Here is a 14,689-nt window from a genome sequence, read left to right on the forward strand (position 1 = left end):
CGGCCCGTCAGGCCGAGACGATCTCCGTGCGGTCCTCGACCGGGGTGTAGCCCAGACGCAGGTACACGCCGTTGCTGGTGGGGTTGGCCAGGTCCGTGAAGAGGAGGACCTCGGCGGCGCCGGTCGCGTACGCCGCTTCGCTCGCCGCGTGCGTGACCCCGGCGGCGTAGCCGCGGCCGCGGTGCTCCGGCGGGGTGTAGACCGGGCCGATGCGGGAGGCCGAACCGATCGCGCGGGAGAAGCCGGCCAGCGAGACGGGGGTCCCGGCCCGCTCCCACAGCAGGGCCCCGCCGTAGGAGATCCGGTCGCGCAGCACGGGCTCGGAGGCGCTGCCCGGCACGCCCGCCTCGGCCTTGAAGGCCGTGACCCACTCCAGCAGCAGCGGTAGATCGGCCTCGGTGGCGGGCCGGGCCCGCCCGGCCGGGGCGGGGTCCGGGGCGGCCAGGGCGGCCAGCCGGTACAGGCGCTGCTCCTCGGAGGTCCGGGTGGGCCGCCCCCATGCCTCGGCCAGCACCCGGGCGTCCGGGCGGCGGGCGTTGAGCGTGCGCACCCCGGCGAGCAGCGGTTCGGTGGCGAGCGCCGCCCCCAGCGCGCGGACCGCTTCCTCGGGCACCACGCCGAGGTGCAGCGGGAACGGCGGGGTGCACAGCAGGCCGCCGGCGACGGCGCCGTCGGTGCCGGTCCACCAGCCGAAGAAGGGGGTGCCGCCGCCGTAGGCATCGGGACCGCGCCGCGCCAGAGCGTCGGTCACGGTCAGCAGGACGGTGTGGGGGACGGGCCGCGCGGCCAGGGCCGGGCCCGCCGCGCGCACGAAGGCCGCCAGATCTGTGGTGAAGGTCCAGTTCATGTCCCATGCTGGCGCGGTGCCCGGCCCGCCCGCATCCGGTTTTCCCCTGACAGGCCCCCCGGAGACGGCCTAAGCGGGCAGCCAACCCGGCCACCACGGCGGCACGTTGCCGGGTCCGCACCTGGTGCGGTCCCCGGGATAGCCGTCGAGGGTGCCGCGCACGGCGAAGTACAGGACCGTCAGGCCTGCCAGCACGAACAGGACGGTGCCCAGTTGCAGCGCCACGGGCTGCCGGTCCAGCAGGTACGCCACGAACAGGGCGATCGCCGTGAAGGCCACGGTCAGCGGGAGCAGCGTGAGGCTCAGCTCCAGGATGCCGCCCGGGTCCGCGCCGGCGTCGCAGTAATGCCGGGCGTGGGAGGCCAGCGAGATGGCGGCGCAGCCGAACGCGAGTCCGGCGAGTGCGGCCGGGCCCAGCGTGAGGAGACGCCTCTTGGGGGAGGGCCGCGCAGCAGGTGACGTCATGTGTGGGTAGGACGTGCCCCGGCCCGTCACGGTTGCGCGAAGCGCTCCCCCGCATCCCGCAGGCGTTCGTGCAGTTCGGCGAAGACGGCCGCCGAGCGGTCGCCCGGCCAGCCCGCCGGCAGCAGCGCGCGCGGCAGGCCCGGGTCGGCGTACGGCAGCCGGCGCCAGGTGTCGAGTGCGAGGAGGTAGCCGCGGTAGGCCTCCTCCGGGGTCGGCTCCGGGCCCGACTGGAGGGCGCGCAGAGCCGGTTCGTGCAGGTCGAGGAACTCCTCGTGCTGCTTGGCCAGGGCCGCCAGGTCCCACCAGCGCGCCACCGTCTCGGCGGTCGGCGCGAAACCGAGGTGGGCGCCGCGGAACAGTTCCACGTACGGCGTCAGGTGCAGCCGCTCCAGCGTGTGCGCGGCCTCCTCGTACAGCTGGGCCGGGGCGATCCACACGCCCGGCGCCACCGCGCCGAAACCGAGCCGGGCCAGCCGCGAGCGCAGCAGGTGCCGCTTGTTCCGCTCCTGCTCGGGGACGGAGAACACCGCCACCAGCCACTCGTCCGACAGCTGCGGGCTGCCGTAGATCCGCCGGTCGCCGTCGTCCAGCAGCTGCCGCGCCTCCTCGGAGAGCCCGTACGCCGCCGAACCGTCCGCCGCGCGCCCGGGCAGCAGGAAGCCGCGGCGCTTCAGCCGGGACACCGACGAGCGGACCGACGGGGCGTCCACGCCGGCCGCGCCCAGCAGGCGGATCAGCGCGGACACCGGGACCGGGCCCTCGAAGGCCCGCCCGTAGGCTCCGTAGAACGTGACGATCAGGGATCGCGGGGTGTGCTGCTCGACCACGGGTTCACTCTAGATCCTGTCGGGCGGATCGGGCCGGGCGCCGGGTTCGCGCAGCCGGAAGCGCTGCAGCTTGCCCGTCGCGGTGCGGGGGAGCGCGGGCAGGAAGACGAAGGAGCGCGGGCACTTGTGCGGGGCCAGTTCCGCCCGCATGAAGGTGCGCAGGACCTCCTCCGTCAGCACCGCGCCGTCGCGTGCCACGGTGTACGCCACCACGATCTGTCCGCGCCGCTCGTCCGGGAGGCCCACCACGGCCGCCTCCACCACGTCCGGGTGGCGCAGCAGGGCTTCCTCCACCTCGGGCCCCGCGATGTTGTAACCCGCCGAGACGATCATGTCGTCGGCGCGGGCGACGTAGCGGAAGTAGCCCTCCGGATCGCGGACGTAGGTGTCACCGGTCAGGTTCCACCCGCCCTGTACGTACTCCCCCTGCCGGGGGTCGGCCAGGTAGCGGCAGCCCACCGGGCCGCGTACGGCCAGCAGCCCCGGCTCGTTGTCCGGGACCGGCCGCCCCGACCGGTCCACCACCCGGGCCTCCCAGCCCGGGACCACCCGGCCCGTCGTACCGGGCCGGATGTCCTCGTCGGCGGCGGAGATGAAGATGTGCAGCAGCTCCGTCGCCCCGATGCCGTTGATGATGCGCAGGCCGGTGCGCTCGTACCAGGCTTGCCAAGTGGCGGCGGGCAGGTTCTCCCCGGCCGAGACGCAGCGGCGCAGCGCGGACAGGTCGTACATGCCCACGTCGTACGGGCCCAGGGCGTCCAGCATCGTCCGGTAGGCGGTGGGCGCGGTGAACAGCACCGTCACCCGGTGCTCCGCGAGCGCCGGCAGCAGCCGGCGCGGTACCGCCTCCTCCAGCAGCAGCGCCGAGGCCCCGGCCCGCAGCGGGAAGATCACCAGCCCGCCGAGACCGAAGGTGAACCCCAGCGGCGGACTGCCCGCGAAGACGTCGTCCGGGCGGGGCCGCAGCACGCTGCGGGAGAAGGTGTCGGCGACGGCGAGCAGGTCGCGGTGGAAGTGCATGCAGCCCTTGGGGCGTCCGGTGGTCCCCGAGGTGAAGGCGATCAGGGCGACGTCGTCCGCTGAGGTCGGGGCGGCCGGGAAGGGCTCGGGATGTCTTTCTGCCAGCCGGAGCAGATCGCCCGGCGCCCCGCCCCCGTACACGGTGATCCGCAGCCCCGGCACCTCGGCCTTGACCAGGTCGTCCAGTACGTCCGCGTGGCACAGGGCGTGGCCCACCCGGGCCATCGCGCAGACCGTGGCCAGCTCCTGCGCGCGCTGCTGCGGCAGTACGGTGACCGCCACCGCGCCCGCCTTCATCACCGCGAGCCAGCAGGCGGCGAGCCAGGGGCCGGTGGGTCCGCGCAGGAGCACCCGGTTGCCGGGGACCACGCCGAGGTCGGCGGTGAGCGCGTGGGCCAGGCGGTCCACGCGCTCGCGCAGGCCGCCGTAGGTCCACACCTCGCCCGCGCCGCTGCGGAAGGCCGGGCGGTCGGCGCCCGCGGGACCGAACCGGGCGATGGTGGCGTCGAGCAGCTCGGCACCGCAGTTCAGGCGGTCCGGGTAGGCCAGTTCGGGCAGATCGAAGACCAGCTCCGGCCAGGTGTGCGCGGGTGGCAGATGGTCACGGGCGAAGGTGTCGGTGTGAGCGGAAGGCTTGAGGTCCAAGGCGGGTCGCCCCCTGCAGCGGTCCGGGGTGGGGTGGAGCCGGCCGTGCGGTAGTTCCTCCAGCCACCGCTGGAGGTCCTTCCAGGAGCGTATCGTGATGGTGACGGCAGTCAACAGGACGCGATAGAAGCGGGGATATTCGGATGACCGGATTCGCGCTCGGGGTGGACCAGGAGGAGTGGTGCGGGCAGTTGCGCGCACTGGCGGCGGAGCGGCTGAGGCCACTGGCCGAGAAGGGGGAACCGGGTCGGGTCAACCGGCCGCTGCTGGCGGCGCTGGGGGAGCTGGGCCTGCTGGATCGGGTGTTCGCCTCGGGCGCGCTGGACCTGTGCCTGCTGCGGGAGTCCCTCGCCCACGGTTGCACGGAGGCCGAGACGGCGCTCGCCCTGCAAGGACTGGGCGCGTACCCGGTGCTGCACGCGGGGAGCGAGGCGCAGCGGGAACGCTGGCTGCCGCAGGTGCGCGCCGGGCGGGCGGTGGCGGCCTTCGCGCTGAGCGAGCCGGGGGCGGGCTCGGACGCCGCGGCGCTGGCGCTGGCGGCGACCGTCGATCCGGCCGCAGCTCCGGCCGACGGTGGGGGCTGGCGGCTCAGCGGTGAGAAGCGCTGGATCTCCAACGCCCCCGAAGCGGATTTCTACACGGTGTTCGCCCGAACGGGCGAGGGGCCGGGGGCGAAGGGGGTCTCGGCCTTCCTGGTCCCGGCCGACCGCCCCGGACTCTCCGGCGCTCCCCTGGACATGCTCTCCCCGCACCCCATCGGCTCCCTCGCCTTCGACGGGGTACCGGTCGGCCCGCAGGACCTGCTCGGCGAGCCGGGACGGGGCTTCCGGGTGGCGATGGACACCCTGAACCTCTTCCGGCCGAGCGTCGGCGCCTTCGCGGTGGGCATGGCCCGGGCCGCGCTGGACGCGACGCTCGCGTACACGGCCGGCCGCAGCGCGTTCGGCGGGACGCTGAGCGACCTTCAGGCGGTGGCGCACCGGGTGGCGGAGATGGCCACCCGCACGGAGGCGGCCCGACTGCTGGTGTACGCGGCGGCCGCGGCCTACGACAGCGGGGCGGGCGACGTCCCGCGCCGGGCGGCGATGGCGAAACTGCTGGCCACGGAGACCGCCCAGTACGTGGTGGACCACGCGGTCCAGCTGCACGGGGCGGTCGCCCTGCAGCGGGGCCATCTGCTGGAACACCTCTACCGGGAGGTACGGGCGCCACGGATCTACGAGGGGGCGAGCGAGGTGCAGCGCATGATCATCGCGAAGGAACTGTACGGAGCCCTGCCGCAGGCCCGGCCGGGGAAGGTGGCGGCGCGATGAGCCTCGACCGGATCAACCCGGCGGAGCTGTCGCCCGCGACGGGCTTCTCGCACGCGGTCGCGGTGACCGGCACCCGGCTGGTGTTCCTGGCGGGCCAGACCGCGCTGGACGGCGAGGGCAAGGTGGTGGGCGACAGCCTGCCGGAGCAGTTCGAGGTCGCCCTCGCCAACCTCCTGACGGCCCTCGCCGCGGCGGGCGGCGCCCCGGCGGACCTGGCCCGGGTGACGGTGTACGCGGTGGACGTGGCGGCGTACCGGGCCCATGCGGCAGAACTGGGCCGCATCTGGCGGCAGTCGGCGGGCCGCGACTATCCGGCGATGGCCGTCATCGGCGTGGTCCGCCTCTGGGACGACCGGGCGATGGTGGAGCTCGACGGCGTCGCGGTCCTCCCGTAGCCCGGACGCCGCCCGCGTCGGGCGGACACTGCGCCCGACGCGGCGCCGCGGCCCGACGAGGCCCGGCCGCTACGACCGTGCGCGGCGGCGGTACTCATCCGTCGGGACGCCGCCGACGCCCCAGTCCTCCAGGTCGACCTCGTCGATGAGGACGAACGTGGTGGCAGGGTCCTTGTCGAGGACCTTGACCAGCAGGTCGGTCACGCCGGCGATGATCGCGGCCTTCTGGGCGGCGGTGGCGCCTTCGCGGGTGATCTTGACGTTGACGTACGGCACGGTGGATCGGTCTCCCATTTTCTCGGGGGCAGGGCAGGGCAGGGCAGGGCAGGGCCGGGCAGGGCCGGGCAGGGCCGGGCGGGTTGCGGCTCAGGCGCGGCCGGTGACGTGGCCGCCGTCCACGCGCAGGGCGTGGCCGGTCACGAAGGTGGCGCCCGCGAGGTAGAGCACCGCCCCGGAGACCTCCGAGACCTCGCCGACCCGCTCCAGCAGGGCGAGCCCGCCGAAGGCGTCCACGTCGGAGCCCGCGTGCAGCGGAGTGCGGATGATGCCGGGCGACACGAGGTTCACGCGGATACCGTCCGCGGCGAGTTCGGCGGCCAGGCTGGTCGTCAGTGCGTGCACCCCCGCCTTGCTGACCACCGGTGCGGAGGACGGGAAGCCCGCCAGCGCGTGGTCCACGAGGACGGTGCCGATGTTGACGATGCTGCCGCCCCGGCCCTGCGCGCGCAGCGCCCGTACCACGGCCTGGGTGGTGAGGTAGGTGCCCTTGAGATTGCCCGTCAGGAAGCCGTCGAGTTCCTCCTCGGTGACCTCGGTGAAGGGCTTGGGAGCGAAGGTGCCCGCGTTGTTGACCAGGACGTCGATGCCGCCGAACCGGTCGAGGGCGGTACGGACGAGGGCCTCGCCGGTCGCCGGGTCGGCGATGGCGCCCGCGACCCACGCGGTCCGCTCGGGATGGCCGAGTCCGGCCGCGGCCTTCGCGAGGCGGTCGGCGTCCCGGCCGTTCAGGACGACCTCGGCGCCGCTCTCCAGGAAGGCGCGGGCGATGTCCAGGCCGATGCCGCTGGAGGAGCCGGTGACGATCGCGGTGGTGGTGGCTGACGTGGTGGCCGTGGTGGTGGTGTCGGTCATGGTGCTGGTGCCCTTCGTGGGAGGCCGGGGGTCCGGCCGGCTGACACCACGAACCTAGGAGCGCCCAACTCATAACACCACGACGAAGATTGGAGCGTGTGATAATCCAGCGTTATGGATGTGGACCTGCGTGACCTGGAGCTGCTCGCCGCCACCGCCGAGGCCGGCTCGCTGACCGCCGCCGCCGAGCGGCTCTACGTCAGCCAGCCCGCCCTCAGCCAGCGGCTCACCCGGCTGGAGGCACGCCTGGGCATGGCCCTCTTCGATCGCAAGGGCCGCCGCCTGATCCCCAACGCCGCCGGCCGCCGCCTGCTGGTCGCGGCCCGCCACGTCCTCGGCGAACTGGACTCGGCGGCCCGGGACCTGCGCGAGATCCGCGACGGGCGCGACCGGCGGGTCCGCTTCACCGCGCAGTGCAGTACGACCTTCCCGTGGCTGCCGCCCGTACTGCGGGCCTTCCGCGAGCGCGCACCGGACATCGACGTGCGCATCGAAACCGTCGCCGACGACGCGCCCGTCCCGGCCCTGCTCGCCGACCTCGTCGACGTCGCCCTGGTCACCAAGCCGGACCTGCAGATGGACCGGGTGTCCCTGACCCGGCTGTTCGAGGACGAGATGATGGCCGTGGTGCCGGCCGGCCACCCGTGGGCGTCGCGCGCACACCTGACCGCCCGTGACTTCGACGGCGCCGACCTCGTCCTCTACGACTTCTACGACCAGAAGCGGATCCCGTCGATGCCGCTGCCGATCCCCGCGGGGGCCAGGCCGGCGAGGATCACCACCATGCCGGTGGTGACCGACCTGGTGATCGAGATGGTGGCGGGCGGCCAGGGCGTGACCGTGCTGCCCAACTGGGTGGCCGGCCCCTACGCGGCCTCGCACGACCTCGCCCTCGTCCGCATCGGCGCACGGCCGCTGACCCGCACCTGGTACTGCGCCACCCGGACCGGCCCCCGCCCGCCCCACCTGGAGGCCTTCGTCGAGGAACTCACGACCCGGCTCGGGGACACCCGCGCGGACGGGCGGACCGGCCACTTCGGCACGTGAGGCGGGGCCGAGGGGCTCAGCCCTCCAGCAGCCGGCCCATCCACTCCTCGATCCCGGCCACCGTGCGCGGCAGCGCGCCCGACATCAGGCGGGCGCCGTCCGACGTGATGACCAGGTCGTCCTCGATGCGCACGCCGATGCCCCGCAGCTCCGCCGGGAGGGTCTCGTCGTCGGGCTGGAGGTAGAGGCCCGGCTCCACCGTCAGGACCTGTCCCTCCTCCAGGACTCCGTCCAGGTAGGTCTCCGCCCGCGCCTTCGCGCAGTCGTGCACGTCCAGCCCGAGCATGTGGCCGCTGCTGCACAGCGTGTACCGCCGGTGCAGGTCGCCCTCGGCGTTCTTCAGGACGCCCCACTGCGCCAGGCCCTCCGCGATCACCCGCATCCCGGCCCGGTGGAAGTCCCCGAAGCTCGCTCCCGGGCGGAGCGCCGCGATGCCCGCCTCCTGGGCGGCCAGGACCAGCTCGTACACCTGGCGCTGGACGGGGGAGAAGCGGCCCGACAGCGGGAGGGTGCGGGTGATGTCCGACGTGTAGAGGGTGTCCGTCTCCACGCCCGCGTCCAGCAGGAGCAGTTCCTCCCCGTTCAGCCGGCCGTCGTTGCGGATCCAGTGCAGGGTGCAGGCGTGGGCGCCCGACGCCGCGATCGTCTCGTACCCGGTGCCGTTGCCCTCCGCCCGGGCGCGCAGGCCGAAGACCCCCTCGATCCACCGCTCCCCCCGCGGGTGGGCCAGCGCGCGCGGCAGGGCCCGTACGACGTCCTCGAAGCCCGCCGTCGTGTGGTCGACGGCCAGCTGGAGCTGCTCGACCTCCCAGGCGTCCTTGACCAGGCGCAACTCCGAAAGGGCGGAGGCGAGTTCGGCGTCGGTCGCCGCATTGCGGCCGGACGGTGAACCGAGCCGGTCCAGGTGCGCGCAGCGGATGCCGGTGAGGCGTTCGGCCTCCGCGAGGTCCGGCCGGCGGCCCACCCAGAACTCCCCGTACCGGCGGTCCCGGTAGAACTCCCCGTTCCCGTCCGCCCGCGGCGAGCGCGGCCGCAGGTACAGGACGGCCTCGTGCGCGTGCGGGCCCGACGGCTCCATGACCAGGACGTGGCCCGCCTGGTCCTCGCCCGTGAGGCCGGTCAGCCAGGCGTAGGCGCTGTGCGGCCGGAACCGGTGGTCGCAGTCGTTGGAGCGGACCTTCAGCTCGCCGGCCGGGACGATCAGCCGCTCGCCCGGGAAGCGGGCCGAGAGCCGGGCCCGCCGGGCCGGTGTGACGGCGTGGCCGGGGACGCGGGTGGAGTCGGACAGGGGGGTCGGGGTCCAGTTGCCCGCCATGAACCGGGACAACTCGGGTGACACCGGGCGGTCGTGACTGCCCGTGTTGAGGTGGGCGGAGGTGTCGGCCGGGGCGTCGGTGGGGGCGTCGGTCACGAGGGCTCCCTCAAGAAAGATGCGAACTGGTGGGCGCATAGGGCTTGTCAGTGCAATTTCACATTACTATGTTACAGCTCACACCGCGGCACGTTAACCCCCGTCAAACGCCGTGTGACGCAGGGCAGTTCACGCACCACCCCCCACCTCACCTCTCTCCAATCAGGAGTTCTCGGTGCTCAAGCACAGAGCTGTGCGCTCTTCCCTTCTCGCCTCCGCCGTAGCCGTGACCCTCCTTGCCGGCGCGGGTCAGGCCGTCACGCAGGCCGCAGAGTCCGCGGCCCCGGCCACCTTCACCGGCGCACAGGCCGCCCCGGCCACCCCCGCCCCCGGCCCCACGGGGAACCCGTTCGACGAGGTCGAGCGCCTGGCCAACCCGAAGGACAACGCCCCGGCGCCCGCCCCGGCCCCCGGCGGGCAGAAGATCGCCGGACAGGTCCCCGGCGCCTCGACGGCCGCCGCCGCGCCCGCCGACGACCTGGAGAAGCGCGGCAGGGCCGCCAAGTCCGTCCCCACTGCGAAGAGCGTCGCCGCGGGCGTCCCCTGCACCCTCGACGGGATCACGAACCTCACCCCCGAGCAGTTCGCCGACTTCCTCGCCGACCAGGCCGTCACCGCCGACGGCTGCCTGCGCGGCCTCATCTGGACCTGGGACGCCCGCCTGACCCCGGTGATGTCGGACGCGCACGTCCAGGCCGTCTCCCGCCGGATATCCAGCCTGGCCGCCGCCCACGACGGCCGTAACTCCTCCCACCTGGAGGAGATGTTCACGTACCTGCACGCGGTCGCCTACCACGACTACTCGCGCACCGAGATCGACGTCACCGACGCCCCCACCGTCGACGCCATGTGCCGCGCCATCGCCGACTTCGGCGCCGCCGCCCACACCTTCGACGCGACGCCCTCCAACGCCCGCACCCTGCGCGAGGCCCTCTACGCCGGCAGCGCGCCCGGCCTGCGCCAGCACCAGCTCGGCCTCATCAAGCAGGTCCTGGCCACCATGGACCCGGCCCACCCGGCCACCCACCACGACGCCGGCTGGGCGGGCGCCGCACTGGCCGCCCTGTCCGTCACCTACCTGGGCGTCTACCCGGGCAACCAGGACGCCGCCTTCCATTCCGCGGTGGCCGCCGACGCCACCTACCGCCAGGCCTTCAAGGCCTTCTCGACCTACATGCACCTCAAGGACACCGGCAACGCCTGGGTGGTGCGCGACGCGCTGAGCGAGTACGCCCGCTTCGGCCAGGTCGAGGGCCTGCGCGACCAGGTCGTCGCCGAGCTCGGCGCGATGCTCGGGCCCGTCAAGGCCGCCTTCGGCAACGGCAGCGAGCCCTGGGCCAAGGTCGTCTCCTGGCTCAACTTCTACGACGCCTGCAAGCCGTACGGGGTGTGCAAGGAGGACATCGAGAAGCAGCTCTTCCCCTACACCTACTCCTACGACAACGGCGCCATCAAGGTCCGCACCGCCCTGGACCGGGCCACGGTCGACCAGCTGTACTACGCGAGCAAGCAGGTGAAGGCCCAGTACCACCGCGTGCTCGGCACCGACCAGCCGCTCGCCGGCGACCCCAACTCCACCCTGAACATCGTGCTCTACGGCTCGCGCGCCGACTACGTGAACTACCACCCGATCCTGACCGGCTACGACACCAACAACGGCGGCATCTACATCGAGAACGGCGCCACCTTCTACACCTACCAGCGCCGCGTCCCGCAGGACTCCTCGCTCACCCTCGAGGAGCTCTTCCGCCACGAGTACACCCACTACCTCAACGGCCGCTTCGCCGTCCCCGGCTTCTTCGGCGAGGGCCCCTGGTACGAGGGCGACCGCACCACCGCCATGGACGAGGGCACGGCCGAGTTCTTCGACGGCGCCACCCGCGACAACGGCATCGCCGTCCGCAAGTCCCTCGTCAAGAGCATCATCAGCGACACGGCCGGCGGCGGCCCGCGGATGAGCGTCGAGCAGCTGCTCAACGCCACGTACGACGGCGACGGCTTCCGCTTCTACAGCTACGCGGGCACCTTCTTCGAGTTCCTGTGGACCGAGAAGCCCGCCCTGCTGCGCGAGATGTACACGCACCTGCGGGCCAACGACGTGGCGGCCTACGACGCCTGGCGCCACCGGACGGGGGCGGACACCTACCTCCAGCGCGACTACGACCGCTTCCTGGACGCGCAGATCGCCAAGGTCGACCAGCTCTTCGTGCCGAACACCACCTTCACCCCGAACGGGCAGCTGCGCGACGCGGCGCTGGCCTCGGTGAAGTCGTCCTTCGCCTCGGCCACGCAGAACACCCCGGACTGTGTGGAGAACGGCGACGCCGCCAAGCGCCGCTTCACCTGTACCGGCCGGATCACCGCGAACCTGAAGAACTGGCGCAGCGACGACCAGGTTTTCAAGGACATGTCGGAGACGGTCGACTACTTCATCCTCGACCGGGCGGGCGCGGCCTCCAACAACCTCGCCGACATGAACTGCTCCTTCGGTCCGGTGGAGATCTGGACCAACAAGGTCGCGGGAACCTCCAGTTACAGCTGTGAGGGTCCCCTCCGCAGCTGACCGGCAGCGCCTTCGGCCCGGCATCTGGGCAGGCCCTAAAGAATGTGACATATTACTGTCGTGCTCAAGAGACACTCCCTGGACGCCGTGATCATCGGCGCCGGCGTCGTCGGGGCGGCCTGCGCGTACTACGCGGCCCGCGCCGGACTCTCCGTGGCCGTGGTCGACCGGGGCCCCGTCGCGGGAGGCACCACCGGCGCCGGCGAAGGCAACCTGCTCGTCTCCGACAAGGAGGCCGGACCCGAACTCGACCTCGCCCTGCTGTCCGCGCGCCTGTGGACCGAGCTCGCCGCGGTCCTCCCGCGGGAGATCGAGTACGAGTCCAAGGGCGGGCTCGTCGTCGCCCCCGACGACAGGACCGTCAAGGCCCTGCGCACCTTCGCGGAGGGCCAGCGCGCCTCCGGCGTCGACGCGGTGGAGGTGGCGGCGGACGCCCTGCACGAACTGGAGCCGCACCTGGCCCCGGGACTGGCGGGCGGCTTCCACTACCCGCAGGACGCCCAGGTCCAGCCCGCGCAGGCGGCGGCCCGGCTGCTGGCCGCGTCGGGCGCCGAGGTCCACCTCGGTGAGGAGGTGACCGGGATCCTGCTGGACCGGGGCGCCGTACGCGGAGTGCGCACGCCGCACCGTGAACTCCTGGCCCCGGCCGTGGTGAACGCGGCCGGCACCTGGGGCGGCCGCATCGCCTCGCTGGCCGGGATCACCCTGCCCGTCCTCCCTCGCCGCGGCTTCGTCCTGGTCACCGAACCCCTGCCGAGGGTGGTCCGGCACAAGGTCTACGCCGCCGACTACATCGCGGACGTCGCCAGCGGCTCGGCCGCCCTGCAGTCCTCGGCGGTGGTCGAGGGCACCCCGTCGGGCCCCGTACTGATCGGCGCCACCCGCGAGCGGGTCGGCTTCGACCGCACCCTCTCGACAGAGGCCCTGCGCCGCCTGGCCGCCCAGGCCGCGGCACTCTTCCCCGTCCTGGCCGACATCCGGGTGATGCGCGCCTACCACGGCTTCCGCCCCTACCTGCCCGACCACCTCCCGGCGATCGGCCCGGACCCGCGGCGCCCCGGGCTGCTGCACGCCTGCGGCCACGAGGGCGCGGGCATCGGCCTGGCCCCCGCGACGGGGCTGCTGATCGCCGCCGCCCTGACGGAGGCCGAACCGCCGCTCCCCGTGCACCCGTTCCGCCCGGACCGCTTCGCCGCGGACCCGGACCCGGCCGCCTTCGACATCCCCGAGGAGCAGCACTGATGCGCAGCCCCCGCTCGCTGGTCGGCGGCAGCCCGGCAGCCGTGCACGAGATCACCTTCGACGGCCGGGAACTGGCCGCCCAGCCCGGCCAGAGCATCGCCGCCGTGCTCTGGGGCGCCGGCATCCTCGCCTGGCGGACCACCCGCGAGGGCGGCGCCCCGCGCGGCGCGTTCTGCGGGATCGGCAGCTGCTACGACTGCCTCGTCACCGTCAACGGCCGCCCCAACCAGCGCGCCTGTCTGGTCCCGGCCCGGCCCGGGGACACCGTCACCACCCAGGAGGGAACCGGCCGTGCCGACCTCGCCGTCTGAACCCGCCGGCCCCGGCCCCGGCCCGGGCCCCGGCGCCGCCCCCGTGGCCGACCTGGCCGTCGTCGGGGCCGGGCCGGCGGGCCTCGCCGCCGCCGTCACCGCCGCCCGCCTCGGGCTGCGGGTCACCCTCCTCGACGCGGGCGACCGCCCCGGCGGGCAGTACTACCGCCACCCCGCCCCGGGCCTGGGTGCGGCCCGCCCCGAGGCCCTGCACCACGGCTGGGACGGGTTCGCGACCCGCGAAGCCGCCCTGCGCGCCCACGAGTCGGCCGGCCGAATCCGCCACCTCGCGGGCCACCACGTCTGGACGGTGCTCCCGCACGAGGACGCCTGGATCCTGCACGCCGTGGCCGGCCACGCCCCCGAGGAGCGGGCCGCGACCGTCACCGCCCGCGCCGTGCTCATCGCCACCGGCGCCTACGAGAGGCAACTGCCCTTCCCCGGCTGGACCCTGCCCGGGGTGGTCGGGGCCGGCGGGGCGCAGGCCATGCTCAAGGGCGGGCTGGTGCTGCCGGGCAGGCGGGTGGTCGTCGCCGGGAGCGGGCCGCTGCTGCTCGCCGTCGCCGGGTCGCTCGCCGCCGCCGGAGCCGCCGTGCCCGCCGTGGTGGAGGCCGCCGCCTACACCGCGTACGCCGGCCGGCTGCCCGCCCTGCTGCGCAACCCCGGCAAGCTCGTCGAGGCCGCGGGCTACGGCGGGGCGCTCGCCCGCCACCGCGTCCGGCTCCTGACCCGCCGCGCCGTCACCGAGGCGCACGGCACCGACCGGGTCGAGGCCGTCACCGTGGCCCGGCTCGACCGGAACTGGCGGCCGCTGCCCGGCACGGCACGCCGGATCCCCTGCGACGCCCTCGCGGTGGGCCACGGGCTCGTGCCCCAGCTGGAACTGGCCACCAACCTCGGCTGCGCCACCCGGCCCGCCCCCGACGGCACCGTCGCCCTCGTCCTGGACGCCGGGCAGCGGACCTCCGTCCCCGGCATCTGGTCGGCGGGCGAGACCGGCGGCATCGGCGGGGCCCAACTGGCCATGATCGAGGGGGAACTGGCCGCGCACTCCGTGGCGGGGGCATGGCCCGCCCCCCGGCTGATCCGGAGCCGTGCGCGGCTGCGCGCCTTCGCCGACGCGATGGCCGCCGCCCACCGCCCCGGCGAGGGCTGGACCGGCTGGCTCCGCGACGACGCCGTCGTCTGCCGCTGCGAGGAGGTGCCGGCCGGGCGGATCCGCGAGGCCACGGACGACCTCGGCGCGCGTGACGCCCGTACCGTCAAACTCCTCACCCGGGCCGGGATGGGCTGGTGCCAGGGCCGGATGTGCGGTCCCGCTGTCGCGGCCCTGGTCGGAGAGGGGCCCGCGCCCGACCGGCGGCCGCTGTCCTGCCCGGTGCCCCTGCGCCACCTCGCCGAACTTCCGCCCGCCGGGCACTGATCGGGTGCCTGTGGCCCTTGTGGCCGCGCCACACCCACTAGTAAAATGT

General features: G+C 74.1%; 14 protein-coding genes. 7 read left to right on the forward strand and 7 right to left on the reverse strand.

The features are described from left to right. Positions 1-7 precede the first annotated feature (7 nt). From OG753_RS31185 to OG753_RS31200, 4 genes are all read right to left on the reverse strand, one after another. Entirely contained in the window at positions 8-847 is an 840-nt protein-coding gene (locus tag OG753_RS31185) for a GNAT family N-acetyltransferase (RefSeq protein WP_327264922.1), read from the reverse strand. Positions 848-916: 69 nt separating this feature from the next. After that, entirely contained in the window at positions 917-1,312 is a 396-nt protein-coding gene (locus OG753_RS31190) for a hypothetical protein (RefSeq protein ID WP_327264923.1), read from the reverse strand. Between the two features lie 26 nt (positions 1,313-1,338). Beyond that, on the reverse strand, positions 1,339-2,139 hold the full coding sequence (locus OG753_RS31195; protein ID WP_327264924.1) for a PaaX family transcriptional regulator C-terminal domain-containing protein: 801 nt from the start codon (positions 2,137-2,139) through the stop codon (positions 1,339-1,341). Between the two features lie 9 nt (positions 2,140-2,148). Then, positions 2,149-3,804: an AMP-binding protein gene (locus OG753_RS31200; protein WP_405792877.1), complete on the reverse strand. Its 1,656-nt coding sequence runs from the start codon at positions 3,802-3,804 to the stop codon at positions 2,149-2,151. A 143-nt stretch (positions 3,805-3,947) separates the two neighbouring features. Between OG753_RS31200 and OG753_RS31205 the strand changes: the two genes are divergently transcribed. Both OG753_RS31205 and OG753_RS31210 read left to right on the forward strand, forming a co-directional pair. Continuing rightward, positions 3,948-5,117, forward strand: a complete 1,170-nt coding sequence (locus tag OG753_RS31205; protein WP_405790999.1) for an acyl-CoA dehydrogenase family protein — start codon at positions 3,948-3,950, stop codon at positions 5,115-5,117. Further along, positions 5,114-5,512, forward strand: a complete 399-nt coding sequence (locus OG753_RS31210; RefSeq protein WP_327264927.1) for a RidA family protein — start codon at positions 5,114-5,116, stop codon at positions 5,510-5,512. The genes OG753_RS31205 and OG753_RS31210 overlap by 4 nt, the downstream gene beginning before the upstream one ends. Positions 5,513-5,581: 69 nt before the next feature. On the opposite strand, the gene OG753_RS31215 is transcribed toward OG753_RS31210, so the two are convergent. Then, the gene (locus OG753_RS31215) at positions 5,582-5,806 is read right to left on the reverse strand and encodes a 4-oxalocrotonate tautomerase family protein (protein ID WP_327264928.1); all 225 of its coding nucleotides are present in this window, start codon (positions 5,804-5,806) and stop codon (positions 5,582-5,584) included. A 72-nt stretch (positions 5,807-5,878) separates the two neighbouring features. Then, positions 5,879-6,643: an SDR family oxidoreductase gene (locus OG753_RS31220; protein ID WP_327264929.1), complete on the reverse strand. Its 765-nt coding sequence runs from the start codon at positions 6,641-6,643 to the stop codon at positions 5,879-5,881. A 114-nt stretch (positions 6,644-6,757) separates the two neighbouring features. Between OG753_RS31220 and OG753_RS31225 the strand changes: the two genes are divergently transcribed. Continuing rightward, a complete protein-coding gene (locus OG753_RS31225) occupies positions 6,758-7,690 on the forward strand; it encodes a LysR family transcriptional regulator (protein ID WP_405791000.1) in 933 nt (310 codons plus the stop codon). Positions 7,691-7,706: 16 nt separating this feature from the next. Here OG753_RS31225 and OG753_RS31230 read toward each other — a convergent pair whose 3' ends face one another. After that, the gene (locus OG753_RS31230; RefSeq protein WP_405791001.1) at positions 7,707-9,101 is read right to left on the reverse strand and encodes an aminopeptidase P family protein; all 1,395 of its coding nucleotides are present in this window, start codon (positions 9,099-9,101) and stop codon (positions 7,707-7,709) included. 175 nt (positions 9,102-9,276) lie between these two features. Between OG753_RS31230 and OG753_RS31235 the strand changes: the two genes are divergently transcribed. Genes OG753_RS31235 through OG753_RS31250 form a run of 4 tightly spaced genes read left to right on the forward strand, consistent with a single transcriptional unit; the run spans position 9,277 to position 14,640 of the window. Next, complete coding sequence (locus OG753_RS31235) at positions 9,277-11,664, forward strand: collagenase (protein WP_405791002.1); 2,388 nt, start codon at positions 9,277-9,279, stop codon at positions 11,662-11,664. A 60-nt stretch (positions 11,665-11,724) separates the two neighbouring features. Beyond that, positions 11,725-12,906: an NAD(P)/FAD-dependent oxidoreductase gene (locus tag OG753_RS31240; protein ID WP_405791003.1), complete on the forward strand. Its 1,182-nt coding sequence runs from the start codon at positions 11,725-11,727 to the stop codon at positions 12,904-12,906. Next, positions 12,906-13,217 carry a (2Fe-2S)-binding protein gene (locus OG753_RS31245; RefSeq protein ID WP_327264934.1) on the forward strand — a complete coding sequence of 104 codons (312 nt, stop codon included), beginning with the start codon at positions 12,906-12,908 and terminating at the stop codon, positions 13,215-13,217. The genes OG753_RS31240 and OG753_RS31245 overlap by 1 nt, the downstream gene beginning before the upstream one ends. After that, on the forward strand, positions 13,198-14,640 hold the full coding sequence (locus OG753_RS31250; protein ID WP_405791004.1) for an FAD-dependent oxidoreductase: 1,443 nt from the start codon (positions 13,198-13,200) through the stop codon (positions 14,638-14,640). Before OG753_RS31245 ends, OG753_RS31250 begins: the two co-directional genes overlap by 20 nt. Positions 14,641-14,689 lie beyond the last annotated feature (49 nt).

Origin of the sequence: Streptomyces sp. NBC_00029 (assembly GCF_045160505.1) — a bacterium.
Taxonomy (GTDB): Bacteria; Actinomycetota; Actinomycetes; order Streptomycetales; family Streptomycetaceae; genus Streptomyces.